28 protein-coding genes and 1 riboswitch are annotated in these 24,468 nt (G+C 37.8%); of the genes, 13 read left to right on the plus strand and 15 right to left on the minus strand.

Annotation, left to right across the window (positions count from 1 at the left end):
- Positions 1–18 precede the first annotated feature (18 nt).
- From BR30_RS0102415 to BR30_RS0102470, 12 genes are all read right to left on the minus strand, one after another.
- A complete protein-coding gene (locus BR30_RS0102415; RefSeq protein WP_026563591.1) occupies positions 19–261 on the minus strand; it encodes a DUF2626 domain-containing protein in 243 nt (80 codons plus the stop codon).
- Between the two features lie 83 nt (positions 262–344).
- Positions 345–1,043: a helix-turn-helix transcriptional regulator gene (locus tag BR30_RS0102420; protein ID WP_026563592.1), complete on the minus strand. Its 699-nt coding sequence runs from the start codon at positions 1,041–1,043 to the stop codon at positions 345–347.
- A 220-nt stretch (positions 1,044–1,263) separates the two neighbouring features.
- The gene (locus tag BR30_RS0102425) at positions 1,264–1,449 is read right to left on the minus strand and encodes a YqzE family protein (RefSeq protein WP_026563593.1); all 186 of its coding nucleotides are present in this window, start codon (positions 1,447–1,449) and stop codon (positions 1,264–1,266) included.
- A 49-nt stretch (positions 1,450–1,498) separates the two neighbouring features.
- Positions 1,499–1,900, minus strand: a complete 402-nt coding sequence (gene comGG, locus BR30_RS0102430) for a competence type IV pilus minor pilin ComGG (protein ID WP_231507607.1) — start codon at positions 1,898–1,900, stop codon at positions 1,499–1,501.
- Positions 1,882–2,358, minus strand: a complete 477-nt coding sequence (comGF, locus tag BR30_RS0102435; RefSeq protein ID WP_231507608.1) for a competence type IV pilus minor pilin ComGF — start codon at positions 2,356–2,358, stop codon at positions 1,882–1,884. The genes comGG and comGF overlap by 19 nt, the downstream gene beginning before the upstream one ends.
- The gene (comGE, locus tag BR30_RS0102440) at positions 2,306–2,644 is read right to left on the minus strand and encodes a competence type IV pilus minor pilin ComGE (RefSeq protein WP_026563596.1); all 339 of its coding nucleotides are present in this window, start codon (positions 2,642–2,644) and stop codon (positions 2,306–2,308) included. The genes comGF and comGE overlap by 53 nt, the downstream gene beginning before the upstream one ends.
- Positions 2,628–3,068, minus strand: a complete 441-nt coding sequence (gene comGD / locus BR30_RS0102445) for a competence type IV pilus minor pilin ComGD (RefSeq protein WP_026563597.1) — start codon at positions 3,066–3,068, stop codon at positions 2,628–2,630. Before comGD ends, comGE begins: the two co-directional genes overlap by 17 nt.
- 6 nt (positions 3,069–3,074) lie before the next feature.
- Complete coding sequence (gene comGC, locus BR30_RS0102450) at positions 3,075–3,383, minus strand: competence type IV pilus major pilin ComGC (protein ID WP_035444984.1); 309 nt, start codon at positions 3,381–3,383, stop codon at positions 3,075–3,077.
- Between the two features lie 24 nt (positions 3,384–3,407).
- A complete protein-coding gene (gene comGB, locus BR30_RS0102455; protein ID WP_026563599.1) occupies positions 3,408–4,439 on the minus strand; it encodes a competence type IV pilus assembly protein ComGB in 1,032 nt (343 codons plus the stop codon).
- Positions 4,426–5,508, minus strand: a complete 1,083-nt coding sequence (comGA, locus tag BR30_RS0102460; protein ID WP_051633430.1) for a competence type IV pilus ATPase ComGA — start codon at positions 5,506–5,508, stop codon at positions 4,426–4,428. The genes comGB and comGA overlap by 14 nt, the downstream gene beginning before the upstream one ends.
- 149 nt (positions 5,509–5,657) lie before the next feature.
- The gene (locus BR30_RS0102465) at positions 5,658–6,449 is read right to left on the minus strand and encodes a YqhG family protein (protein ID WP_026563601.1); all 792 of its coding nucleotides are present in this window, start codon (positions 6,447–6,449) and stop codon (positions 5,658–5,660) included.
- The gene (locus BR30_RS0102470; RefSeq protein ID WP_026563602.1) at positions 6,427–8,115 is read right to left on the minus strand and encodes a DEAD/DEAH box helicase; all 1,689 of its coding nucleotides are present in this window, start codon (positions 8,113–8,115) and stop codon (positions 6,427–6,429) included. Before BR30_RS0102470 ends, BR30_RS0102465 begins: the two co-directional genes overlap by 23 nt.
- A 176-nt stretch (positions 8,116–8,291) precedes the next feature.
- A riboswitch (glycine riboswitch) is annotated at positions 8,292–8,379 on the plus strand.
- Positions 8,380–8,549: 170 nt separating this feature from the next.
- On the opposite strand from BR30_RS0102470, the gene gcvT reads away from it, so the two are divergent.
- Genes gcvT through gcvPB form a run of 3 tightly spaced genes read left to right on the plus strand, consistent with a single transcriptional unit; the run spans position 8,550 to position 12,474 of the window.
- Positions 8,550–9,656, plus strand: a complete 1,107-nt coding sequence (gene gcvT / locus BR30_RS0102475; RefSeq protein ID WP_026563603.1) for a glycine cleavage system aminomethyltransferase GcvT — start codon at positions 8,550–8,552, stop codon at positions 9,654–9,656.
- Between the two features lie 18 nt (positions 9,657–9,674).
- Complete coding sequence (gcvPA, locus tag BR30_RS0102480) at positions 9,675–11,021, plus strand: aminomethyl-transferring glycine dehydrogenase subunit GcvPA (protein ID WP_026563604.1); 1,347 nt, start codon at positions 9,675–9,677, stop codon at positions 11,019–11,021.
- A complete protein-coding gene (gene gcvPB, locus BR30_RS0102485; protein ID WP_026563605.1) occupies positions 11,014–12,474 on the plus strand; it encodes an aminomethyl-transferring glycine dehydrogenase subunit GcvPB in 1,461 nt (486 codons plus the stop codon). The genes gcvPA and gcvPB overlap by 8 nt, the downstream gene beginning before the upstream one ends.
- Positions 12,475–12,568: 94 nt before the next feature.
- Here the strand turns inward: gcvPB and BR30_RS0102490 are convergent, their stop codons facing one another.
- Positions 12,569–12,952: a rhodanese-like domain-containing protein gene (locus BR30_RS0102490; protein ID WP_026563606.1), complete on the minus strand. Its 384-nt coding sequence runs from the start codon at positions 12,950–12,952 to the stop codon at positions 12,569–12,571.
- Positions 12,953–13,143: 191 nt separating this feature from the next.
- On the opposite strand from BR30_RS0102490, the gene BR30_RS0102495 reads away from it, so the two are divergent.
- The 4 genes from BR30_RS0102495 to BR30_RS0102510 all read left to right on the plus strand — a co-directional run bounded on the left by BR30_RS0102495 (position 13,144) and on the right by BR30_RS0102510 (position 18,581).
- Positions 13,144–13,980, plus strand: a complete 837-nt coding sequence (locus tag BR30_RS0102495; protein ID WP_026563607.1) for a lipoate--protein ligase family protein — start codon at positions 13,144–13,146, stop codon at positions 13,978–13,980.
- 328 nt (positions 13,981–14,308) lie between these two features.
- Positions 14,309–16,867 (plus strand): vitamin B12-dependent ribonucleotide reductase, encoded by a 2,559-nt coding sequence (locus BR30_RS0102500; RefSeq protein ID WP_026563608.1) that lies wholly within the window; start codon positions 14,309–14,311, stop codon positions 16,865–16,867.
- Between the two features lie 221 nt (positions 16,868–17,088).
- Positions 17,089–17,538, plus strand: a complete 450-nt coding sequence (locus tag BR30_RS0102505; protein ID WP_051633431.1) for a C40 family peptidase — start codon at positions 17,089–17,091, stop codon at positions 17,536–17,538.
- A 158-nt stretch (positions 17,539–17,696) separates the two neighbouring features.
- A complete protein-coding gene (locus BR30_RS0102510; protein ID WP_026563610.1) occupies positions 17,697–18,581 on the plus strand; it encodes a patatin-like phospholipase family protein in 885 nt (294 codons plus the stop codon).
- A gap of 48 nt (positions 18,582–18,629) precedes the next feature.
- Here BR30_RS0102510 and BR30_RS0102515 read toward each other — a convergent pair whose 3' ends face one another.
- Both BR30_RS0102515 and BR30_RS0102520 read right to left on the minus strand, forming a co-directional pair.
- The gene (locus tag BR30_RS0102515) at positions 18,630–19,025 is read right to left on the minus strand and encodes an SA1362 family protein (RefSeq protein ID WP_331280756.1); all 396 of its coding nucleotides are present in this window, start codon (positions 19,023–19,025) and stop codon (positions 18,630–18,632) included.
- A gap of 57 nt (positions 19,026–19,082) precedes the next feature.
- Positions 19,083–20,027, minus strand: coding sequence for a DUF1385 domain-containing protein (locus BR30_RS0102520; protein WP_026563612.1), 945 nt, complete (start codon positions 20,025–20,027; stop codon positions 19,083–19,085).
- 289 nt (positions 20,028–20,316) lie between these two features.
- Here BR30_RS0102520 and BR30_RS0102525 point away from each other — a divergent pair, with 289 nt between their 5' ends.
- The 6 genes from BR30_RS0102525 (at position 20,317) to BR30_RS0102550 (ending at position 24,427) form a co-directional block, all read left to right on the plus strand.
- The gene (locus BR30_RS0102525) at positions 20,317–20,814 is read left to right on the plus strand and encodes a YqhR family membrane protein (protein ID WP_026563613.1); all 498 of its coding nucleotides are present in this window, start codon (positions 20,317–20,319) and stop codon (positions 20,812–20,814) included.
- Between the two features lie 80 nt (positions 20,815–20,894).
- Entirely contained in the window at positions 20,895–21,956 is a 1,062-nt protein-coding gene (locus BR30_RS0102530) for a M24 family metallopeptidase (protein WP_026563614.1), read from the plus strand.
- Positions 21,957–21,977: 21 nt separating this feature from the next.
- A complete protein-coding gene (gene efp, locus BR30_RS0102535; protein ID WP_026563615.1) occupies positions 21,978–22,535 on the plus strand; it encodes an elongation factor P in 558 nt (185 codons plus the stop codon).
- A 134-nt stretch (positions 22,536–22,669) separates the two neighbouring features.
- Positions 22,670–23,167, plus strand: a complete 498-nt coding sequence (locus BR30_RS0102540) for a DUF6803 family protein (RefSeq protein WP_026563616.1) — start codon at positions 22,670–22,672, stop codon at positions 23,165–23,167.
- 150 nt (positions 23,168–23,317) lie between these two features.
- The gene (locus BR30_RS32560) at positions 23,318–23,767 is read left to right on the plus strand and encodes a PCYCGC motif-containing (lipo)protein (RefSeq protein WP_051633432.1); all 450 of its coding nucleotides are present in this window, start codon (positions 23,318–23,320) and stop codon (positions 23,765–23,767) included.
- A 9-nt stretch (positions 23,768–23,776) separates the two neighbouring features.
- Entirely contained in the window at positions 23,777–24,427 is a 651-nt protein-coding gene (locus tag BR30_RS0102550; RefSeq protein WP_026563617.1) for a c-type cytochrome, read from the plus strand.
- Positions 24,428–24,468 lie beyond the last annotated feature (41 nt).

Genomic DNA, 24,468 nt, shown 5'->3' on the forward strand with positions numbered 1-24,468 from the left:
TTTTTTTCTATTGGTTACTTAATGTCCTGCACCAGGCGTCATCATGAACGTTGTCCAATAAGTGAAGCCTGCGAAGAAAACGGTTAAATAAGCTCCGAATACCCACAAATACATGCGCTCGGATAGTTTTAGATAGCTAAGCAGAACGAAAAAACCTGTCTGGGCTAAGAATAACATTGCCGTCTTATCCAAATCACCAAGATAAAACATTACTGTAAAAATGCCCGTCCAGAAACCACAAACTCTGAACATGCGATCCATATGTATCCCTCCTTTTACCCTGCGATCCCATCATTACAATATTATAAAGTAAAAGGAGGTACAATGTAAATAATGGTTTCGAATTAGTTTGTTACAAGCGCTTGATAAGAACAAGTTTCACATCCAGAAATAATGTTATCCTTTTCAATTAACTCAACTGATTCAAAAAGTGCCCCAAACATTCCCTTCAAGAATTCATGGTGCATACTACAAACCGTTTCCGAATGATTTTCGGCCACTTCTTTGAATGGACAATTGAAAATTTGGAAATAGATTTTTGTTTTATCACCATTTGCTTCAAATTCAGGATAAAAGCCAGCAAGAGTTGCAGCACTTTTTAATATTGTTAGCTTTTGGTCAAATTCTAATTCCTCTCCAAACGCCCTTTTTGCCTTTTCTTGTTCAATTAGCTCTGCACCGAAACGCTTTCCAGTAAGGAAAAGTGCTTTTTTTCCAGCCTCTCCAAGTGAAATCATGGTTTGGATTGCGACTTTAGATAAGAGCATGTAGTCACGAAATGGGAAATGCAACTGTATTACATCATCTGATAGACGATATAATCTACTCGGTCTGCCGCCTTTACCAGTTTTCTTCGTTTCAGACAATAACATATTCACATCTTCAAGCTTTGATAAATGCAATCGTGCAACATTTGGATGAATATTAAAGTTTTCTGCCACTTCTTGTACTGTTACTTCTTGATGCCGTTTGGTAATGTATTGATAAATATAGTACCGTGTTGGATCTGATAAAACGTTTGTTATCTTTAATGTTTGTTCCATCATTGTTCACCTCGGACCCCCATAATTTATTCCATTATAATACAGCCCTTCTAACATGGGAATGAGGTTAACAATGTTAACACAGTATGTTTAGAAAATGTTCACAATTAGCGACTTAATATTGTAACAATATGTTAAAAAGACAGCAAGTTACGGTAATGAAATCAGTTGTCAACAGTAAAAATATCGTTATTTTGGAAAAATAAAGCTTATTGAGAAGTTACATTCTTCGCCTCTTTTTAACTTCAAAATAGAGGATGTAAGGAAGTATACCGAACCAACGATACCAGAAAGAAGCTTTTGTTTCTTTTCGCTCGGTACGAAGACGCTTCCTTTCATCCTTCGGTTGATCTGCATATTTTACAATCGTTTGGGTCATGAATTTTACATAGTCATTGGTTTTCATGGACACACACCTGCCTTTAATTTTCATGAACAAGTATGCCCATATTTAACTATTTCAATTCAAGCCATTTGGATAATCGTTTGGTCCGTGAATCAAAATATCCCCTTCCGTTAACTGTTATATCATCAGTATTGAGGTGCAATGTAAAATTGACTTTTTGAATATACCCAATGGGTGTTTCAGTTTGGTAATCCATGTTTCCCTTTACATACGTAATCGTCCCTTTAGCAGGCAATGTGCTAGTTTTTTGATACATCGCTTCAACTTTTTTTACTGACGAGAGGAAATAATACTCCTCGAGCATGATTGTATTCGTTTCGTGAGCCATTTTTCTTTCGGATAACAAAACTTCAATTCGGCCCGAAAGAAATAATAAAAAAATGATTAGAAGGCACAAGGTAAGTGGGTAAGTAAAGCCTCTCTCATTATTTTTCATGGGACATTCAGCCAATTTCCCATTAAGAAAGCAGTAACTGAATATTTTCTTCCCCTTAGGTCAGTTACATCGATTTTGACGGCATTATTTATGAGAGTGAACGAATACTGTGAAACATTTTGGAGGAGTATTTCGTGACCAGTTGAATTCACACGGCGCCTAAGGTTTGTTCCGTACTTTTCATACTGGATGGTTTCCGCTTCTTTTGTTAGAATTAACCGATTCGAGATTACCTCTGCACGACTGGAAAGCCGAATCTCCTTTTTTATTTGGCTCGAAAAAACATCCCACTCCATTGCTTGTAAAGATGCCTCCGTATCCTTATTATTAAGAATTATTTGGAATAATGGTGTCATAAAAAAAATAATTGTTGTGAAAATAGAAAAAGAAATAAGCACTTCAATAAGTGTAAATGCATCGTCATTCAAGCAACCCGCAAACTTCGACTTCAGGAAGGAACGAATTTTTTTCAACTCTCACACACACCTCCTTTTGTCCAGCCAACTCACTGTCTTTCCATATGATTTGATATTCAATTCCATTTTGAATAGAAGTGGAATTTGATGTTCCCCGATTACTGACTAAATTCGCTTGTAATTCTTCGTACATCAACTGTCGGGCCTTATTTTCTAATTCCAATTGTCGGGATTGTTCTCTTAGTTCGGTCAATAATGGCAGTAAAAACAAACTAATTATAAACAATGCTGATAGGGAAAGCAGAAGCTCAAGCAGAAAATAGCCTTTAGAACTCCTTAACATAAAACCGTCCCTTTCCGATTAACACGGTCATTTGATAGGTTTTATTTTTGGTTTGGATGAGAAAGGTACCAAACTGGTTCACATTTCCATCGTTTAGGAATTTGAAATATAAGGGTATGGAACCTTCCGCAAGATAAATATTTCTTGAATAATTTCGCATGAGGATTGGCGGCAGGTCGGTTCTCAATAGCATGTAATACTTATACTGCGTTGGAAGAATCACAACGGATACTTCATGTTGATGAGATATAGCATATTGTTGTGAATAATATAGGTCTGCTTTTAATTGGGTTAAAAAGGCCTCATCCTCCAGGACTGAGTGCTGCGGTTTTAAGGAGAAAATTGTAATTGAGGAGATAATCATGAAGATGGAGAGAACTAACAGGGACTCAATTAAAGTGAAGCCGTTTTGATTGTTTTTCATTAGGGATTAGTTACTTTCTGTTGCAGTTACATTACCATCAACGTCTATTGCAACTGTCTTTCCATTCGGACAACCTTTAGCGTCTTCCTTTAAATATCCTTCTGTTTTTAGTTCCGCAATTGTGGGGATTTTGTTCTTATCCATTTCATATGCTTGTACTTGTGCCTGGACCATTTTCACGTAGGCCTCACAGCCTTTATTGTTGATATTTGAATTATGTTTAGCAACGTTAGGAATTGTAATAATTAACAGTACTGAGATTACTAGCATAACAATCATCATTTCTATTAATGTAAAACCTTTTTCATTTTTCATCATTCTAACTAACCTCCAATTTTTTTAAATACCATCAAGTAGGTGAAACATGGGTAATAGGATGGCCAAATACATCGATACCACAAGGAATCCAATAATAATGTAAAGAATAGGCTGAATGGTTGATAAGCGTTTTTGAATCATTTCTTCCATGTTTGTGATACAGTGCTTGCTGAAAAATAGCAGTTCCTGCTCCAACTTTCCATTTTCTTGTCCATGTTTTACAATCATCGGAAATTCTTTTTCGAAGTATGACATGGTTGCCAAAATTGACTCTAATCTTTCTCCGGTAATAAGCTTGCTTTTCATTGCAGTAGCTAAGTGACTGTAAAAAGGATGTCTGAGATTCTGTTCAAAGAGTAGGAGTGCTTCAGAAACCGATAATCCACCGGAAAGTAAGAAGCTTAGTTGAATGGAAAAGTAGTGAGTAAACAGTAATTTGAGGATCCTGCCAACAATTGGGATGCGAACTAGATGTGCCCTTTGTTTTAGGACTGAGAGTTTTCGAAATATAAGCAAGTAATAAATTGCCCCCAAAGTTAGAATAAAAAGCAAGATGCTGATAACAATTGGAAAATAACGATCAAAAGTGTAAATGACATTCATGAAAAAATTTGCTTCTAGACCAAGGGACGAAAAAAGACTTGTGAACCTTGGCAGTAATGTATTTTCGACGAAAATAAATAGAAAACCTGTAATGACGATAAGCAAAGCAGGATACTGAAGCAGTTTTAGAAGCTTGCGTAAATCTTTGTCTTTAAGTAATGCAAGTTCACTTCCCTCCAGCAGAGCATCCGCAAAGCAGCCATGTTGTTCGGCAAAATAGACATAACCGACTAAGTCTTTTTGGAAGCCAAGATTATTTAAGGCAACATGAAATGGTAAACCTTTTTTCAATTCTTCTAAACAATCATTAAGTTCCTCCTTTCGTTTAGAGGGTAATTGTAATGCTATGGATTCAATTGCAAGTGCAATTGGATATCCCCTTGCCAAAAGTTCACCAGTTCTTCTCAAGAAATTTGCTTGTTCATTCACTGTCCATTTATGACGATTCATCATCATACACCAATCGCTCGTATTCAGATTCTTGAATATAACCAAGGGCAATACCTTTGTTTATTACATCTTTTAAGGTGCGGTAACGCGGATTTATTTTATCGCCTTGGGCTGCCTTCATTACACCGTGTAAATTTCTTCCTGATAATAGCTCAAATACACTCGCACGTTTCCATCTGCCATAGGAATAACAAATAGGGGTGCATTCCCCCTCACAAAAAGGGCAGGAGAGTTCAACTAATCTTTGTGCTGTTATCGCAATCAGCGTCTGTTCAACTTCTAACCAATTCACTCCGAACTCTCGCAGGCGATAGACCGCCCCCTTCGCATCGCGAGTATGCATCGTGGAGAGGACAAGATGGCCTGTTAAGGCAGCTCTTACTGCAATTTTCGCCGTCTCAGCATCGCGAATTTCACCGACCATAATAATGTCTGGGTCATGACGTAGAATAGCCTTTAGACCAGCTGCATATGTTACACCTGCTTTTTCATTGACTTGTATTTGCAGGACGGAGTCATAGTTTTTTTCGATGGGATCCTCGAGCGTGATGACATTGCGGTGAAATAGGTGGGCTGTTTCATTTAAAAGGGAATAAAGTGTAGTTGTTTTGCCGCTGCCAGTTGGCCCGGTGAAAATGATAAGACCATGAGCATGTTTGAGAAGGGCGAGTAGTTTTCGTGTCATTGATGGGAATAGTGAGAGTTGGTGAAAAGGGATTTGTTCTTGCTGTGGCAGCAGCCGGATGACAAGGCTCTCTCTGTTATTAGAAGGAAGTGTGGATAGTCTTAAGCCCATTAGTTGTCCGTCAACTTCACAAAAAAATGCTCCACTTTGAGGCCGTCTTCTTTCGCCGATATCCATATTGGCTGTGAATTTAAAATGTGAAATTAATCTGTCGCATTCGTCTTTTGGAAGGGATAGTCGGGGAATGAGTTTGTTGGTTAATCGTAGTTGAATGAGTGTGTCATTCTTCCTTGGTATAATGTGAATATCTGTTGCCTGGTTCCGTGCCGCATCTGCAATAATTCGATTTGCTAAGATTTCTATCGCGCTAACAATAGGTACCACCGCCTTTATTATTTTTCATTTGATAATATTCGACAGAGTTCCTGCTAATCCTTTTTTATTTTCAAAAAATATTTTTATTTTTTCGGCAAAATATTTTTGGGTGTCAGGCACCATGTGAAATTTTCACATGGTGCCTGACACCCTTTCCGTTATATAGCTTTGTCAGTTAGATAGAAGAGGCCTCCGTTGATGAAGGAGATGGTGATTTTTGGTTCGTATTGTTCTTTTAGGGCTAGTTTTTCCGTTTCAAAGTTTTCATTTTCTTCTTCGACATCTTCATAAAAATGATTTAAGAGTCGTAAATCCTGCTCCCAGCGTTTTCTTGCGTCTTCAGCCCAGGAGTGGTCATCTTTCTCAATCTCGGAAGATAGATACGTTTCTATCCTTGACATCCCACTCTGCGGCCTCACTAATGGTGATAAGGTAAAGGAATAATCCGGAATTTTTGGTGTTAACGGAATTTGCAGAAGCCTGTTATGGAAATCTTCAACCATTGTTCCGTTTATAAGTTGTAAACCGATTGACTTAAAAATATCACGCTTACGATCACATTGATAAGAGATTTTAACATTCATACATAGCCATGGCAGCAAGGGAGTCTGCCTGTTCTGATGGCGATGATTTTCGTAAAGCCGCATATAGCTGGCTAGTTTCTTTGTCGAAGCAAAAATTTGATGTAGACGAGGAGAACCAAAATGAATGATTTCCCCTTTGATGTTTTCAGGAGCGGCATCTTGATTCGTGATAAAGGTTAGCCTCATCGGATTTGGAATTCCGCCTGTTTTTTCTAAGTAGTGCCAGTAAAAAGGCCGGTTCATTAATTCCTTGTCAAGTTCCACTGTTAACTGAACCATTAAATATCCAGGGCCATTCTCCACAATTTCACAATCATTGGCCTGAAAATAGGTCAATAGAAAATTATGAATTTCCTGCTGCTGCATGGGAATCTCCTTTCTTCATCGATTCTGCAAATTCAATCATTGATGATAAATTTTCCATTTTAATGCGCATTTCTCCTTCAGTAGAGGATTGTCCGAATATATCTATTAAGTGGTCTTCAATATTGCCAAATTCCAACTTTGTTAAAATATCGTCAAGTTCGCCGATTACTTTTTCAAATAAATGGATCTTTTCATAAAGTAGCTTTAAGATATGCTCCTCGACAGTGTTTTTAATTGCAAAGTTATAAATCATGACATCTTTTTCCTGCCCGAGACGATGAATACGACCAATCCGCTGCTCGAGCCTCATTGGATTCCATGGCAAATCAAAATTAATTATGTGGTTGCAAAATTGAAGGTTGATTCCTTCTCCGCCTGCTTCTGTCGCAATTAGAACTTGTGCATGCTTTTGAAATAATTCTCTCATCCAGTCCTTTTTCCCGCGTTTAAACCCGCCGCGAAAAGGGACAGATGTTATTCCATGCTGTTTTAAATACCATTGTAAGTACATTTGGGTGGCACGATATTCTGTGAAAATAATCACTTTATCATTTACCTTTTGAATTAACTCTAAAGCTTTTTCCGCTTTGGAATTTTTCTGAACAGCTTCGACCTTTTTCATTAAATACTGAATTTGTTCTTCGAAAGCTGGAGTTGGGTTTTCCTTTTTTTGCAGCATATTCTTTAATGTATAAAAAACGGCCTCTCTGCTGCTGCATGCCTCACGCTGCAACGTCATGACTGAGAATGAACTAGTTTGTACCCAATTCCCTTCGCATTTTAAGTCAGTAATTGACTCGTAAAGACCTTTCTCCTCAGGGGTACATTCTATTGGAATCGTTTCGACATGCCGTTTTGTCCATTCGATTCCTGTTTCTGCCCGCCTGTTCCGAATCATGACCTTGTTTACTAATTCTTTTAAATGTTCATCATCATTTAAGGATCGTGCATCACGCTTGTATTTTTCATAGAATGCCGTTTCGCTCCCTAAATGTCCTGGTTTTAATAACGAAACTAGATTAAAAATTTCCTCGATTCGGTTCTGAATCGGAGTTGCCGTCAACAATAAACAAAATTTCTTTTTCAGATTTTGAACAAATTCGTAGTTTTTTGTTTTGTTATTTTTTAGTTTATGTGCTTCATCAATGATGATGAGATCATAGTCCTGTTTGTAGATAATGTCACGATGTGGATTACGTTTAGCTGTATCAATTGACGAAACGACGACATCACACTGTTCCCACACATAGCTTTTTCTTTGTGATATGGCAGGGATGAAAAATTTGCTATTTAGCTCGATCGACCATTGTGTAACTAAGGAAGCAGGGACAAGAATTAATACCTTTTTCACCAATCCGCGTATCATATATTCTTTTAGAATTAATCCAGCTTCAATCGTTTTTCCAAGCCCAACTTCATCAGCAAGGATAGCTTTTCCGTTCATATTTTCAATCACTTGTTTCGCTGTTTCGAGTTGGTGTGGAAGCGGGGTTAAATTAGATAAATGACTTGGTGCTAATAAACCGTTGAAATCAGGAACAACGAGATGTTTCTCTACTCCAATTGCAAGTTTAAAAAGGTCCCAATTCCCCCATGGACCATCGTTATCGATTCTATGTAGAAAATCATCCTTCCAAGAGGAATCAAATTCAATTTCGATCGACATGGTGTCAACTCCTTTTTTACAATTTCCAGCTATATTCTTTTCTAATAAAGTTATTGCCCAATGTATAATTTTAATGGTAGGATGATAATAGTCTTGAATGTTTTAAATATTTTAATAAAGTAATTTATTTTATAAGTATAATTAGTATGACCATTTTGGATAATATTATAATGCGAATGATAACAAGGGGAGAGACTACCTTTGTAGCGCCGAAGGAGCAAGCAGAAATGTGAATCTCTCAGGCAAAAGAACTCTTGTTTGACGCAGCTCTGGAGAGTGCTGATTAGATTTTTCAGCCACCAAAGGGGAAAGCCTTTAGAGGTAAACTTTCAGGTGCAAGGACAGAGACCTTCTTACGTTACATGGGAGGTTTCTGTCCTTTTTTATGGTTATCCTAAGAATATTATGTGCCAAAGATTGAAGGGGGATTAAGAATGTCTGAATTAAAACGAACTCCGCTTTTTGATGTGTATAAGGAATGGGGAGGAAAAACCATTGATTTCGGAGGTTGGGAGCTGCCAGTCCAATTTTCCAGCATTAAAGATGAGCATGAAGCTGTTCGCACACGTGCAGGATTATTTGATGTTTCCCATATGGGTGAAGTGGAAGTAAAAGGCACTAATAGCTTGGATTTTTTACAAAAAATGATGACGAATGACATTTCAAAAATTAAAAATGGAGGTGCCCAGTACACTGCCATGTGTTATGAAAATGGCGGTACTGTCGATGACCTGCTGGTTTATAAAATTGAGGACAATCATTACCTTTTAGTAGTTAACGCATCAAATATTGAAAAAGATTATAAGTGGCTGGAAGACCATCTAACTGGCGATGTATGCTTAGAAAACTTATCAGATAAAACAGCACAACTCGCCCTTCAGGGACCACTTGCAGAAAAAGTATTGCAAAAGCTCGCTGGGAATACAGATTTGAGCGGGATTGGCTTTTTCAAATTCCAGCAAGAGGTAATCCTTAATGGAAAAAAAGCTTTAGTTTCAAGAACAGGTTATACCGGTGAAGATGGATTTGAAGTATATTGTGATGCAGAGGATGCAGTTGACCTTTGGGGAGATATTTTAGCCGCAGGTAAGGAAGACGGAGTAATCCCTGTTGGGTTAGGTGCCCGCGATACATTGCGTTTTGAAGCAGTTTTAGCACTTTATGGCCAAGAACTTTCTGCAGAAATTTCACCACTAGAAGCAGGGATTGGCTTCGCCGTGAAATTATCAAAGGAAGCTGATTTCATCGGGAAAGAAGCGTTAATCCAGCAAAAAGAACAGGGCTTAACTAGAAAATTGGTAGGAATTGAAATGATTGATCGTGGGATTCCTCGCCATGGATACCCTGTTTATAGTGATGACCAGTTAATTGGTGAGGTTACAACAGGCACTCAATCACCAACGTTAAAGAAAAATATTGGTCTTGCTCTAATTAATTCGGAATTTACAGGCCTTGAATCCGTTGTTGAAGTGGAGATTCGCGGCAAACGCTTAAAGGCTACTGTCGTTCCAACACCATTTTATAAAAGAGAAAAGAAATAACAGAAGGGAGTTAGGTTTATGAAACATCGCTATTTACCTATGACTGAACAAGATAAGAAGGCTATGCTCGAGGCAATTGGTGTTTCCTCTATTGATGAACTGTTTAGCGATATCCCTGAAAAAGTAAGATTTAAGGGTGAATACAATATCAAAGCAGCCAAGTCTGAAACAGACTTAATGAAAGAACTGTTTAAGATGGCTAGCCGGAACGCTGACCTAAAAAGAAATGTTTCTTTTATAGGTGCAGGTGTATATGACCATTACATGCCTGTTATTGTCGACCATGTTATTTCAAGATCAGAATTTTATACAGCTTATACACCATATCAACCAGAAATATCTCAAGGTGAACTTCAAGCAATCTTTGAATTTCAAACGATGATTTGTGAATTAACTGGCATGGATGTGGCCAATTCCTCTATGTATGATGGTGGAACCGCACTTGCTGAAGCAGCGATGCTAAGTGCAGGCCATACAAAAAGAAAAACAATTGTAGTCTCTAGTGCAGTACATCCAGAAGCGCGCGATGTTCTTAAAACCTATGCAAAGGGACAGTACCTAAATGTGGTCGAAGTACCTGTGAAAGATGGGGTTACGGATATAGCTTCATTAAAAGAGCTGGTTAATGAGGATGTTGCAGCTGTGATTGTCCAATATCCAAACTTCTTTGGCCGAATCGAGCCGTTAAAAGAACTTGAAGAAATTATCCATGACAACAAGTCTATGTTTGTTGTATCAAGTAATCCATTATCCCTTGGGGTGCTAACACCTCCAGGTAAATTTGGTGCCGACATTGTGATTGGTGATGCCCAGCCGTTTGGAATTCCAACCGCTTTTGGCGGGCCACACTGCGGTTATTTTGCAGTTACTTCTAAGTTAATGAGAAAAGTTCCTGGACGTCTTGTTGGACAAACGACAGATGACCAAGGCCGCCGTGGGTTTGTATTAACCTTGCAAGCTCGTGAACAGCATATCCGTCGTGATAAAGCGACTTCAAATATTTGTTCCAACCAAGCATTAAATGCCCTTGCAGCATCTGTAGCGATGACGGCTCTTGGTAAAAAGGGTGTCCGTGAGATAGCAGCAGCCAACTTACAAAAGGCTCATTATGCAAAAAATGCATTTAAGGAAGCCGGCTTTGAAGTGGTTTATGAAGGTCATTCATTCAACGAATTCGTTGTAAAATTAAATAAACCTGTCAAGGAAATTAATCAACAGCTTTTACAAAAAGAAATTATTGGCGGATATGATTTAGGTCGTGATTATCCAGAACTAGTTAACCATATGCTGATTGCTGTAACAGAACAACGCTCGAAGGAAGAAATTGATACTCTAGTGAAAGAATTGGGGGATTTCCATGCATAATCAAGACCAGGCACTCATTTTTGAACTTAGCACACCAGGCCGCATCGGCTATAGTCTGCCAGAAATGGATGTACCAGAACTAGATCTCAATGGCCTTCTTCCTGATGGTTATATTCGCACTGAAGAACCAGAACTTCCTGAGGTTTCGGAACTTGACATCATGCGCCACTACACGGCACTTTCAAGAAGAAATCATGGTGTCGATTCAGGATTTTATCCACTTGGCTCTTGTACGATGAAATATAATCCGAAAATTAATGAAAATGTAGCCCGCTTTAACGGCTTTGCACATGTCCATCCGCTGCAAGATGAAAGTTCTGTACAAGGTGCTCTTGAACTTTTATACGATTTGCAGGAGCATTTAATTGAAATTACCGGGATGGACGAAGTGACCCTACAGCCAGCAGCTGGTGCGCATGGGGAATGGACCGGATTAATGATGATCCGCGCTTACCATGAAGCCAACGGTGATATGAAACGTACAAAAGTCATTGTTCCTGATTCCGCACACGGGACTAATCCTGCATCAGCAACAATTGCAGGTCTCGAAACCATTACCGTTAAATCCAATGAACATGGTCTAGTTGATCTTGAAGATTTAAGAAGAGTGGTTGGTGAAGATACAGCAGCACTAATGCTTACTAATCCGAATACGCTTGGTTTATTTGAAGAAAACATTCTTGAATTAGCTGAAATTGTTCATGAAGCAGGTGGAAAGCTTTATTATGATGGAGCTAATTTAAATGCGGTTCTTTCAAAAGCTAGACCTGGAGATATGGGATTTGATGTTGTTCACTTAAATCTTCATAAAACGTTCACTGGCCCACACGGTGGTGGCGGTCCTGGTTCTGGACCAGTTGGCGTCAAAGCAGATTTGATTCCGTTCCTGCCAAAACCAATTATCACAAAACAAGGCGAAGAGTTTGTTCTTGATTATGATCGTCCACTGTCTATTGGTCGAGTGAAGCCATATTATGGAAACTTTGGCATTAATGTTCGTGCTTACACATATATTCGTTCAATGGGTCCGGATGGCTTAAAAGCAGTAACAGAGTATGCTGTATTAAACGCGAACTACATGATGAGAAGACTTGCTGAATATTATGATCTACCATTTGATCGTCATTGTAAGCATGAATTTGTCCTAAGCGGCAGACGCCAGAAGAAGCTAGGTGTCCGTACATTGGATATTGCGAAGCGCCTGCTCGATTTTGGTTACCATCCGCCAACCATTTACTTCCCGTTGAATGTAGAAGAATGTATCATGATTGAACCTACAGAAACGGAATCAAAAGAGACATTGGATTCGTTTATCGATATTATGATCCAAATAGCTAAAGAGGTAGAAGAAAATCCAGAAATCGTTCAAGAAGCACCACATACAACTGTGGTCGGCCGCATGGATGAAACAAAAGCTGCTCGTAAACCAGTCTTAAAATATCAACAAGCTTAATAAAAAGAAGGTCAGATTCGATTATGGAATCTGACCTTTTAATTTATTACACTAAAAAAGGTTCCGATAGATAACCGGAACCAAGATTATGTTCTTATTTTTTCGTTTTAACTTTACCAGACCATTTTTTGAACCCGCCTTGAAGTTGGGTTAGGTCTCTGTAGCCTTTTCGGTGTAAGAATTGTGCTGCACGGGCACTGCGCATCCCGCTTTGGCAGTATAAATATACCGGCATATCAGGACGAATTTCTTTCATGCGCATTTTCATTTGTGACATTGGGATATTACGTGATCCTAAAATATGGCCGCCTTCGAATTCGTTTGCTTCACGAACATCTATTAGTTGTGCCTTTCTGTATCCCGCACGGAATTCTTCTTCTGTTACCGTTTTAACAATCCTTTTCTGATAGAAAAAGGTGAAAACGGAATAGATAATAATTGCTGCAATGATAATTAATAAGGGATAAAGTGAACTCAATTTCTTTTTGCTCCTTTCAAGCTTTCCTGCACTAGTTTATTATATAAGCCAATCTCATAAAGATAAAGATGAATGCTAAAAAATCTTTTCAAAACTGCCTAAATTAATTATAGCAGAAACATCTTATTTTGAATCTATATCAGATTTTGGTAGACTTAAACTCGAAATAATATAAAAAATGAGGTTTTTAAATGAAAAAAGAAGTTTGGCGTTTTATTGATACCGGAAATAGTTCACCATCTTTTAATATGGCTTTAGATGAAGCATTACTTGATTGGCATAGTGAGGGGAAAATACCTCCGGTGATTCGATTCTATGGCTGGAACCCGGCAACCCTGTCAGTAGGATATTTTCAAAAAGTGGAAAAGGAAATTGATATGGAAGCAGTCAAAGCTCACCAATTAGGTTTTGTCAGGAGACCTACAGGCGGTCGTGGAGTGCTTCATGAGCACGAGCTAACCTACAGTGTAATCGTTTCTGAAGACTATCCAGAAATGCCAAATTCAGTGACGGAAGCCTATCGTGTGATTTCTGAAGGTATTTTAAAAGGATTTCACCATTTAGGACTTGAGGCATACTTTGCAGTCCCAAAAACAGCGGAAGAAAGAGATGCATTGAAAAACCCTCGCTCTGCTGTTTGCTTTGATGCTCCAAGTTGGTATGAGCTTGTGGTCGAAGGCAGAAAGGTAGCGGGCAGTGCACAAACAAGGCAAAAGGGAGTCATATTACAGCATGGATCCATATTGTTGGATTTAGATGAGGATAAATTATTTAGTTTATTTAAATACCCTAGTGAAAGAGTAAAGGAACGAATGAGGAAAGCCTTTAAGGATAAAGCGGTTGCCATCAACGCGATTAGTCCGAGGAGAATTTCTCTTGAGGAAGCAAAGGAAGCTTTTTATAAGGGCTTTGCGGAAGGTCTAAATATTGAGCTAGAGCCTTATCAATTAAATGAAGAAGAACTAGCCTACGTTGAAAAGATTGCAAAAGAGCGCTATGAGAGTGATGAATGGAATTATAAGAGATAATTGGAAGCGGCGACTCGTCGCTTTTTTGTTATTTTAGCAAATAAGCAACCTGCGAATTTTGTTGAATTTTCCTGATTTATGACGAAAATCGTATTAATGCTATTGATTACTATTAATTATATTATTTTTTGAGTTTGACAAAATGAATCTTGTTTGTTTGATTCACAATATATAGTGGTGTCGAAAATATTTTCGGTACTATATGTTGATATTTAGTTGATTTATTCTGGGTGCCTATGATAACCTAAAAATACAAGCCAACTAGATATAGCGTAATACAGCTAGATTTAGCACAATAGGTAGATATTTACATGAAGGAGTTGTTCTCATGTCTGTAGTTTTTAGACAAACAATGAATATTGATTTTGAAAGGTTGAATGAGGATATCCGCTTATTCCCCCAGGTGCATCCAGTTACCCCAGATATGAAAATAACTCACAAAGGTGTTTCTCGTTTGGTAATGTTGGACCGCTATACCTTTAAAGACACTGCAAAAATAACTCTCACAAACGGCGACTTCGTTGTTTTAACTATTAAAGAGGATCCAAAATTTCCAGCTCGCGGCCTTGGCTATATCCAGGAAATCGACTGGGAAAAGAAAAAAGCAAAAGTTTTAGTGGAAGAGGAATTTAGAGGAGTACTCGATGATCCTGAAGAAGCTAGCACAGGAGTGATTATTAGGTCTTTAGATGTGATTGAAAAGCCGTTAGAGCTTTTCTACGAGCAAATTGCGAAGCGTAATGCTACGGGTCTTGCTTCTGTAGAAGAAACGGAAGAGAAGCGAAGAGAATGGACGGAACGGTTTTATCAAGAACTTGTCAACATGAACTTCATTCCTGCAGGCCGCGTCCTTTACGGTGCTGGGGCAGATACCGATGTCACTTACTTCAATTGCTATGTTATGCCTTTCGTCCCAGACTCACGTGAAGGGATCTCTGACCATCGGAAGCAGGTAATGGAGATTATGAGCCGCGGCGGCGGTGTTGGAACAAATGGCTCAACATTGAGACCGCGTAATACACTAGCTAGAGGCGTGAATGGTAAATCATCTGGTTCGGTTTCATGGTTGGATGATATTGCGAAATTAACGCATTTGGTTGAGCAAGGTGGATCAAGACGCGGAGCTCAGATGATCATGCTAGCTGACTGGCATCCAGACATTATTGAATTTATTATTTCTAAGATGCAAAATCCTAGAATTCTACGATTCTTAATTGAAAATACAAATGATGAAACCATTAAAAAGCTTGCTAAAGATAAGTTAAAGTTTACACCTTTAACTCCTAGAGAAACTGCAATGTACCAAGGAATTGTAAATTATAAAAACATTCAAGGCTTCGGTGGATTTGATGAAAACATCATTGCTGATGCAGAAGAGAAATTATTAACGGGTGGTAATTATACTGTTCATAATTCTGAATTCCTTACAGGGGCAAACATTTCTGTGTGTTTAACAAAGGAATTTATGGAAGCTGTTGAAAACGATAGTGAATACGAACTACGCTTCCCATATGTTGAACACTATGATCAAGAAGAAATGAAGATTTATAATGAAGAATGGCATAGAGTTGGTGACGTCCGCGAGTGGGAAAAACTTGGACATAAAGTAAGGGTGTATAAAAAGTTCAAAGCAAAAGAACTATGGAACCTAATCAATATTTGCGCGACCTACTCAGCAGAACCTGGAATATTTTTTATCGACAACGCAAACGACATGACCAATGCAAAAGCATATGGCCAACAGGTAGTTGCAACAAACCCATGTGGAGAACAACCACTTGCACCATTTTCCGTCTGTAACCTCGCAGCAGTCAACTTGGCGGAAATGGCTGATAAAGAAACAAAAACTGTTGATTTTGAAAAACTTAAGAAAACGGTAGCCGTGGGTGTGCGGATGCAGGATAATGTAATCAACGCAACACCATACTTCCTTGAAGAAAATAAAAAGCAGGCACTTGGTGAGCGACGTGTGGGACTTGGAGTAATGGGCTTACATGACATGCTAATTTATTGTGAAACGAAGTATGGATCACCAGAAGGAAACGAACTAGTCGATCAAGTTTTTGAAGTAATTGCAACTACTGCATACAGAACTTCAATTGAATTGGCGAAAGAAAAAGGAAGCTTCCCATTCTTAACTGGGGAAACACCAAATGAAACCAATCGATTACGACAAGCTTTCATCGATACAGGATATATGAAGAAAATGCCAGATGATATCCGCCAATCTATTTTAGACAGTGGAATTAGAAACTCTCATTTATTAACTGTTGCTCCCACGGGATCTACTGGGACAATGGTTGGAGTTTCCACCGGGCTTGAGCCTTATTTCTCATTCTCTTACTTCCGGAGCGGACGTCTTGGTAAATTTATTGAAGTAAAAGCGGATATCGTCAAAGAATACCTAGATAAGCACCCTGATGCAGATGAAAACAATCTGCCACACTGGTTTGTTACTGCGATGGAACTTACGACGGAAGCACATGCAGATGTTCAATGTGTCATTCAACGCTGGATCGACAGCTCCATCAGTAAAACGGTCAATGCACCCAAAGGGTATAGCGTAGAACAGGTTGAAAAAGTATACCAGCGTTTATACCGTGGCGGAGCTAAAGGCGGAACTGTTTATGTTGATGGCTCACGCGATTCACAGGTACTAACACTGAAAGCAGAAGAAAACACAAATGAACAATTATCCATTTTTAATGAAAAACCAAAACAGCATGTAGTCCTTGTTGATACAATCAGCGAACTTCGTTCAACAAGTGTTACAATCGGATCTGAAGTCGGGAACACATGCCCGGTGTGCCGTACTGGTAAAGTAAAAGAAATGGGCGGCTGTAACACATGTACAAACTGCGGAGCCCAATTAAAATGTGGTTTATAATTTGTAATTAATGGGGGAAGAACTTCCCCCATTTTTTTTGTGTAATAAATGTCGATAAAACTGATAAGTATTTTAAAATACTACAAAATACATGAATATATTTACTGGAATTTTTAGAATAAAGTCGAAATTTGTAATTTAACTGTAATCTAGCTGTTACTTCGGTGTTATTCTTTTTTTGTATATTAATAGTATCGAAGCACACAGGGGGATTAAACAAGATGTTGAAAAAATTCATTGCAGCCGTAGCTATGACAATTATTCTTAGTTCATTGTTTACCACTATGGGTGATAAAGCGGAAGCGGCCTATTATCATACAAAAGCAATCAATGTTGCAAAAGCAAATCTCGGAGTTCCATATCGATGGGGCGGGTTGTCACCAAGAGGATTTGACTGCTCAGGTTTGGTTAAATATTCTTATGGTAAGGCTGGAAAAGTATTGCCAAGAACGGCAGCTGAAATGTTTTACAAAAAAGGATACCGTGTTACATCCTTAAAGGCTGGAGATTTAATGTTCTTCTCCCAAAATAAGGCTAGCAAACCTAGTCATGTGGCAATATACATAGGTGGCGGAAAAATGATTCAATCATCATCTTCAAAGGGCGTTTCAATCGCATATACAAGCAACAGCTATTGGAAGCCAAGATTTATTGGAGCAAAAAGATTTTAATGAATAGTTAAGCGTTTTCAAAATTATTAATAAACCAAGAACATCGTGCAAAGACGATGTTCTTTTTTATTTATAAATTTTCTGCTTGTCTACCGTACTATTTATTAATGCAACTGCTTAAAGATGTAAAAATAACTTCATCTTTAGGAGTGACTGCCATGTTTATAGACGGCGTTTTTTCCGGAGGAGGAATAAAAGGGTTTGCCCTAATTGGAGCCTGTGCAGAAATAGAAGATAAAGGTTTACGATTTGTAAGGTTGGCAGGAACAAGTGCAGGATCCATCGTTGCCGCATTAATAGCCGCCGGTTATACCAGTAAAGAAATTTTCCAACTGGTCGACGAATTAGATCTTTCAAAATTATTGGATGCCCGCAAAACAATCATTCCATTCCCATTTGCAAAATGGCTGCTTGTCTATTGGAGGCTAGGACTTTATAAAGGAAACGTGCTTGAAAAATGGCTTTGTGAAAAACTTGAGGCAAAAGGGTTAAAAACATTCGCAGATTTACCCCCTCAGGCACTTAGGGTCATCGCTTCAGACCTTTCAAATGGGCAAATGATTGTTTTACCTGATGATTTACCGAAATATGGCATTTCACCGGGCTCATTCCCCATTGCTAAAGCGATAAGAATCAGCTGCAGTATCCCTTATTTCTTTGAGCCGGTTAAAATGCGTTCAATGGACGGAATGAATGTATTAGTTGACGGAGGAGTTCTGAGCAATTTTCCAATGTGGCTTTTTGATAGGGAAAATGTACAAAAAGTAAGACCAGTGCTCGGAATTAAATTAAACTCTAGTGAGTATGGGCATGAAAAACATAAAATCAAAAATGCGGTACAATTATTTGCTGCTTTATTTGAAACGATGAAAGATGCCCACGATTCCAGATATATTTCCAAAAAACATGTAAAGAATATAATCTTTATCCCAACGGAGGGTGTTTTATCTACTGAATTTTCTTTAACTGAGGAAAAGAAACTCGAATTATTTAATTTAGGAAAAGAAAAAGCGAAACAATTTTTGAAAACATGGGGGTATTAATTAAGATTTGTCTTATGCCCGTGCATAAAAATATAAAAAATCGAGCGCCTATAGTGACGCTCGATTTTTCTTTTTCCCCTTTTTGCCGTCGATAACGGTCAAATGAGCAGGGGATTTCTTTTTTAACTTATTGTTTTTCTTCAATGATGCTAAGGTCCCGAGAGAGGATGTCTTAACAGTACCTTCCCCACTCTTTTGTTGTAATCGTTTTTTTGATTTTTTTGCTGCTTTTAGAAATGCCCGCTGCTCTTTTTTCTGAGGGCTTGAGCTGGTAAACTTTCGAACTAGGAAATAAACGACTAAAACAACCAGTGCCATGACAGCTATACTTTGAATGAAACCGGCTGGATTAGCTGTAAATGTACCAATAACACCAAGTAATGCAAGAATGATAAGTCCCCCAATAACCACATTAACAAATGTCCGATTTTTCAAGAAAGCCACCTCCCTAAGAGCATCTTAAGCATTTTTATGATCTTTTAAACACGATCAAACAAAGATTTAGACAATTTCTTCACTTTCTATTGAGAACTCAGATTCCTTCTCCATTTTTAATAATCTGTTAAAAGAAAGGATCGCCACTTCCACTTGATCATCTTGTGGTTCCTTCGTTGTTATTAGTTGAAGCCAAAGACCAGGTAACCCTAGATACTTTAATACTGGAACATCTCTGAGTTTATTCGTTAATTGCAGGATTTCAAAGGCGATTCCTAATACAACCGGGATTAAAAGGAGCCGGTCGACAACTCGTAACCAAAGCGGAGTTGTCGGTACAAACATGTAAACGAAAACACCTACAATTACGGTAAATAAGATGAAACTACTGCCACAGCGGTAATGGAGACGGGAATGAGCCTGCACATTTTCAACAGTTAACTCTACACCGGCTTCAAATGTATTAATTACTTTATGTTCAGCTCCGTGATATTGAAACACTCTTTTTATCAATGGAGTAAGTGAGACAAAATAAATATAAGAAATTAGCAAGATCAGTTTAAAAAAGCCTTCCACTAGCACTTGAGCAAAATCAGAAGGGAATATTGGTTTTGTTAAAACGGCAAGGAATACTGGAATTAATGTAAAAGCGAATTTACCAAATAAAAATGAGATGACACCAATTGCTGCTACTCCAAGATACATGGTTAATTTAGAGACTTCTTTTTCTTTTATGATTTCATCTTCTTTTGGGTCAACATCAAATCTTTCCGTTGAGAAGTTTAAATGTTTAGATCCATTTGCACTCGACTCAATAATGGCAATAATCCCACGTAGAAAAGGGATTTTTTTTAACATTGTAAAATAAGGATTTGCTTTACGTGGCAAATGAAAATATTCTACAGATTGATCCTTTCTGCGAACCGCAGTAACATAATGATGCTTACCGCCAAACATAACACCTTCGACAACCGCTTGGCCGCCATAAACAGGTTTTTGAGAACTAGACATATACATAACACCAACCTAATCAAAAGTTGCACAACAGCAGAAGTAGAAAAAATCTGTATGTACTTAATTCTATTCTACTAGAAAAACAAAAAAACCTCTAGGAATGACATAATATTTCCAATTAAAAAGTTTTTTTTTATGCAAGGGATTGTATACCTAAGGACATAATAAAAAATGGAATTTATTATGGCCTTTTGTTGACCCTGTATTGTTTTAGGGACAGTATTACAAGAATGATGGACGGCAATTAAGGCAGCGAAGAAGCAGAAAGTTAATGGAGGTTGTTATAATGGCAAATGAACAAAAAATAGGTAATTATCCTAAACCCATGTCCTTTCCGGTAATGGTCTTTTGGACAGGGTTATTTGGAGGCTTGTTTTGGGGAACAATTGGCTGGATAGCTTCCTATTTAAGTTTTACAGAAATTCGTCCCACTGTCATACTGGAGCCCTGGGCGCTAGGCGATTGGAAGCATGAATGGCTTGGTACACTCATTTCCATCATTTTAATTGGAATTTGTTCAGTGGTTGCTGCGTTTATTTATTATGCTGCCTTGAAAAAGTTCAAAGGTTTTTGGTTTGGTCTTGGGTATGGCCTTGTATTGTTTGCAGTGGTATTTTTCTTACTCAATCCACTATTTCCAGGAATAAAGCCTTTCTTTGATTTAAACCGAGATACAATCATTACTTCCATTTGTATATATATCGTATATGGAATTTTTATTGGATATTCCATAAATTATGAGTATCAAAATAATAAAGTTCAAGAGAAAGAGGAATCAGCCTAAGTTTCGATTAGTCGGATTTGGTAGGTTATGATAAAATATTTTTGTCCTCATTTGATTTGAAAAGGAGAGTGGAGAATATCATGGAAAAAATAGAAAAATTGAGATCTAATTTTTCAACAAATGGAATAGATGGAATCTTGATCACAAGTCCATTTAATCGAAGGTATATATCTAACTTTACTGGTACCGCAGGTGTTGTTTTAATTAGTGCAGATAAAGCGCAATTTCTTACAGATTTCCGCTATATTGAACAAGCAACAAAACAATGTCAAGGATTTGAGATTATAAAGACTACAGGATCTATCCCTGAGGAGGTAGCGGTGCAAGTAAAGAAACTTGGCATTCAAAAGCTTGGATTTGAAGCCGATTTTCTAACGTTTTCCTCTTTTAAATTATATGATAAGGAAATGGAAGCTGAACTTGTTCCGATTTCCGGAGTAATTGAAAAGTTACGCTTGATAAAGACGGATTCAGAGCTTAAGATATTAAAGGTGGCAGCTGATATTGCTGATGCTGCATTTAAACACATTTTAGACTTCATTAGTCCAGGAAAAACGGAATTAGAAGTATCGAATGAGTTAGAGTTTTTTATGAGAAGAGCTGGTGCTACATCTTCTTCATTTGATACGATTGTTGCTTCAGGTCATCGCTCTGCACTTCCTCATGGTGTGGCAAGTGACAAAGTTATTGAGGCTGGAGATATTGTAACAATGGATTATGGATGTTATTACAATGGTTATGTATCTGATATTACAAGAACTGTGGCAGTTGGCGAGCCAGATGCCAAGCTTAAAGAGATTTATGAAATTGTTCTTGAAGCCCAATTACGTGGGATGGCGGGAATCAGACCAGGATTGACCGGTAAGGAAGCAGATGCAATCACACGAGATTACATAACAGAAAAAGGTTATGGTGAATACTTTGGCCATTCAACTGGACACGGGATTGGACTTGAGATTCATGAGGGTCCTGGATTGTCGATGAAATCAGATGTCGTTCTAGAACCTGGAATGGTGGTAACATGTGAACCAGGCATTTATATCCCAGGTCTCGGCGGTGTACGAATTGAAGATGATACGTTGATTACAAAGGACCATAACGAAGCACTTACACATTCTACAAAAGAACTAATAATACTGTAACGATTTTAGGAGGATTTTAACATGATATCTGTAAATGATTTTAAAACAGGATTAACGATTGAAGTCGATGGAGGCCTATGGCGTGTTCTCGATTTCCAACACGTAAAGCCAGGTAAGGGTGCGGCGTTTGTTCGTTCCAAACTTCGTAACCTACGTAATGGTGCCATTCAAGAAAAAACGTTTCGTGCAGGTGAAAAAGTAGAGAAAGCACAAATTGATAATCGTAAAATGCAATACCTATATGCAAGCGGCGATAATCACGTGTTTATGGATATGGAATCTTATGAGCAGGTAGAATTACCAGCAGCAAACATTGAATATGAATTAAAGTTCTTAAAAGAAAACATGGAAGTACACATTATGATGTTTAACTATGAAACCCTAGGGGTCGAATTACCAAATAACGTTACTTTAGAAGTAGCTGAAACTGAACCTGGAATTAAGGGAGACACATCTTCTGGAGGTACTAAAAATGCTACCCTTGAAACAGGACTTAATGTTCAAGTGCCATTCTTTATCAATCAAGGTGATAAATTAATTATTAACACTTCTGATGGTTCATACGTTTCTCGTGCATAATTATTATAAAAGCCTTAATCCGAAAATTGTCGGATTAAGGCTTTTTTTTAACAATTTCTCCATAATTTCTCCTAAGTTTCTGCACACTTTTTCACTACATTAAGGATGTAGAAAAATTAAAGGAGAAGATGAATATGAATATGACGCATTATATGGGATTATTAGCAGACAATCAACCTTGGAATTTATTAATTTTTATGGCGGTTCCAGTCATTTGTGCAGAAATCCTTGCGATTTCGGAAATAGCGATATTGTTTACAAGAAAATTAGATGGCGCACTAAAAAAATTGAATAAAGTAACAGGAATCTTTGCAGGCTTTTATTTTACAGGAATATTTATTTACCTTATGAAAACAGCTTACATTCCATTAACTGTAAATGGGGAGTGGAAAGGTTGGATTGACGTTGTAGCTGTTACTTTTTATTTACTAGGAATTATTCCATTCCTTGGCATGGCACTGCTTGATTTAGGAATTATTTATAGAAATAAATCGGAGGAAGATAAGCTGAAAATTCATGCCATCTTTGTAAGTATTTTTTTAGTAGTTGCTCACATCGCAATGATATTTGGGATGATTGACCCATCGCTTGGTACCGGTTCAACTTCTAGTCACGATATGATGAATATGTAATAAAGGATGAATAAGTGATGAGGAAAAAGTTAATAACTTAAACTACTTAAAAAACTTCACGAAATAGTAAGATTTAGTTACTTTTTGACTAATTTCTTTTTGCTAAACTAAAAGAGTATTTAAAACTATAAGGAAGGGGGGCAACAGATATTGAAACGAATTACATCTCTCTTGTTCCTTGGGATTTTGTTTGCCATTGTTGCAGCTGGCTGCAGTTCCAAACTAAGTGATGAAACTTGGAAACTTGATAAAAAACATTCGCCATTACCTGATTTTGTTCTGAATACATCTGAAAAGATTAATGAAACTTATGTTATGGCTGCAACTTATCCAGAAGTCGTAGCTTCGGTTCCTTGCTATTGTGGGTGCGTTGTTGAAGGACATAAGAGCAATTTAGATTGCTTTGTAAAACAGGTTGGTGGAAATAATATAGTGACAGAGTGGGATTCTCACGGAATATCTTGCGACACTTGCATCGATATAGCCAGAGATGCAGTTGAGATGCATCTTAGTGGAAAGAGTCCTAATAAAATTTATCAATTAATTACAGGTAAATATGAAGATATTGGGGAGCCAACCCCAACGCCCGAACCTAAGTAAGGGTAACCCATGAAGAAAATATTAATCGGATTTTATATTTTGATTATTATTGGCATTATTGTCTGTATTAGTAATAGTGGCATTTTTGATAGCAAGAAGTCAGAGGCTATTGCTGCAGGTGAGAAAATATACAATAAAAATTGTATCTCTTGTCACGGTGAGACAGGAAAAGGAGAAGGCTCAAAAACTGGAACGGCCTTAAATAGCCAGAATTTTTTAAGCAATGTATCCGATAAAGACCTATATAATTATATGAAGCATGGAAGAGAAGGCACAGTTATGCCTGCCTACGGCCCAAGATTATCAGACAAGGACTTAAAGAATCTTGTTGCTTTTATAAGAGACTGGCAAACAAAGGAAATTGAATATGATGTCCCAAAAACAATATCTGGTGATCCAGAGCGTGGGAGGGCGCAATTTAACTTATATTGCCTTAACTGCCATGGTGAAGCTGGTATTGGTAAGGAGAAAATGGGAACGGCGCTTTCTAATCCACAATATTTGAAATACACTACTGATAAACAAATATGGATTGATGCTGCATATGGTCGTGAAGAAACACGGATGGGCCCATCATTAAAGGGTTTAGAAGGTGCCCGCCAACTGAAAGAAAAGGATATTAGCGATATTGTTACTTATATCCGATCGTTAGAGAAGTAATAAATGGAATATAGTTGTAAGACCTGAATCTATCAAGTGGA

The organism is Bacillus sp. UNC41MFS5, from assembly GCF_000686805.1.

What these genes read in the sequence shown, in the direction of transcription:
- BR30_RS0102415 (WP_026563591.1), bottom strand. Translation starts at nt 261, where the DNA reads ATGGATCGCATGTTCAGAGTTTGTGGTTTCTGGACGGGCATTTTTACA.
- BR30_RS0102420 (WP_026563592.1), bottom strand. Translation starts at nt 1,043, where the DNA reads ATGGAACAAACATTAAAGATAACAAACGTTTTATCAGATCCAACACGG.
- BR30_RS0102425 (WP_026563593.1), bottom strand. Translation starts at nt 1,449, where the DNA reads ATGAAAACCAATGACTATGTAAAATTCATGACCCAAACGATTGTAAAA.
- comGE (WP_026563596.1), bottom strand. Translation starts at nt 2,644, where the DNA reads ATGTTAAGGAGTTCTAAAGGCTATTTTCTGCTTGAGCTTCTGCTTTCC.
- comGD (WP_026563597.1), bottom strand. Translation starts at nt 3,068, where the DNA reads ATGAAAAACAATCAAAACGGCTTCACTTTAATTGAGTCCCTGTTAGTT.
- comGC (WP_035444984.1), bottom strand. Translation starts at nt 3,383, where the DNA reads ATGAAAAATGAAAAAGGTTTTACATTAATAGAAATGATGATTGTTATG.
- comGB (WP_026563599.1), bottom strand. Translation starts at nt 4,439, where the DNA reads ATGAATCGTCATAAATGGACAGTGAATGAACAAGCAAATTTCTTGAGA.
- BR30_RS0102465 (WP_026563601.1), bottom strand. Translation starts at nt 6,449, where the DNA reads ATGCAGCAGCAGGAAATTCATAATTTTCTATTGACCTATTTTCAGGCC.
- BR30_RS0102470 (WP_026563602.1), bottom strand. Translation starts at nt 8,115, where the DNA reads ATGTCGATCGAAATTGAATTTGATTCCTCTTGGAAGGATGATTTTCTA.
- gcvT (WP_026563603.1), top strand. Translation starts at nt 8,550, where the DNA reads ATGTCTGAATTAAAACGAACTCCGCTTTTTGATGTGTATAAGGAATGG.
- gcvPA (WP_026563604.1), top strand. Translation starts at nt 9,675, where the DNA reads ATGAAACATCGCTATTTACCTATGACTGAACAAGATAAGAAGGCTATG.
- gcvPB (WP_026563605.1), top strand. Translation starts at nt 11,014, where the DNA reads ATGCATAATCAAGACCAGGCACTCATTTTTGAACTTAGCACACCAGGC.
- BR30_RS0102495 (WP_026563607.1), top strand. Translation starts at nt 13,144, where the DNA reads ATGAAAAAAGAAGTTTGGCGTTTTATTGATACCGGAAATAGTTCACCA.
- BR30_RS0102500 (WP_026563608.1), top strand. Translation starts at nt 14,309, where the DNA reads ATGTCTGTAGTTTTTAGACAAACAATGAATATTGATTTTGAAAGGTTG.
- BR30_RS0102505 (WP_051633431.1), top strand. Translation starts at nt 17,089, where the DNA reads ATGTTGAAAAAATTCATTGCAGCCGTAGCTATGACAATTATTCTTAGT.
- BR30_RS0102510 (WP_026563610.1), top strand. Translation starts at nt 17,697, where the DNA reads ATGTTTATAGACGGCGTTTTTTCCGGAGGAGGAATAAAAGGGTTTGCC.
- BR30_RS0102520 (WP_026563612.1), bottom strand. Translation starts at nt 20,027, where the DNA reads ATGTCTAGTTCTCAAAAACCTGTTTATGGCGGCCAAGCGGTTGTCGAA.
- BR30_RS0102525 (WP_026563613.1), top strand. Translation starts at nt 20,317, where the DNA reads ATGGCAAATGAACAAAAAATAGGTAATTATCCTAAACCCATGTCCTTT.
- BR30_RS0102530 (WP_026563614.1), top strand. Translation starts at nt 20,895, where the DNA reads ATGGAAAAAATAGAAAAATTGAGATCTAATTTTTCAACAAATGGAATA.
- efp (WP_026563615.1), top strand. Translation starts at nt 21,978, where the DNA reads ATGATATCTGTAAATGATTTTAAAACAGGATTAACGATTGAAGTCGAT.
- BR30_RS0102540 (WP_026563616.1), top strand. Translation starts at nt 22,670, where the DNA reads ATGAATATGACGCATTATATGGGATTATTAGCAGACAATCAACCTTGG.
- BR30_RS0102550 (WP_026563617.1), top strand. Translation starts at nt 23,777, where the DNA reads ATGAAGAAAATATTAATCGGATTTTATATTTTGATTATTATTGGCATT.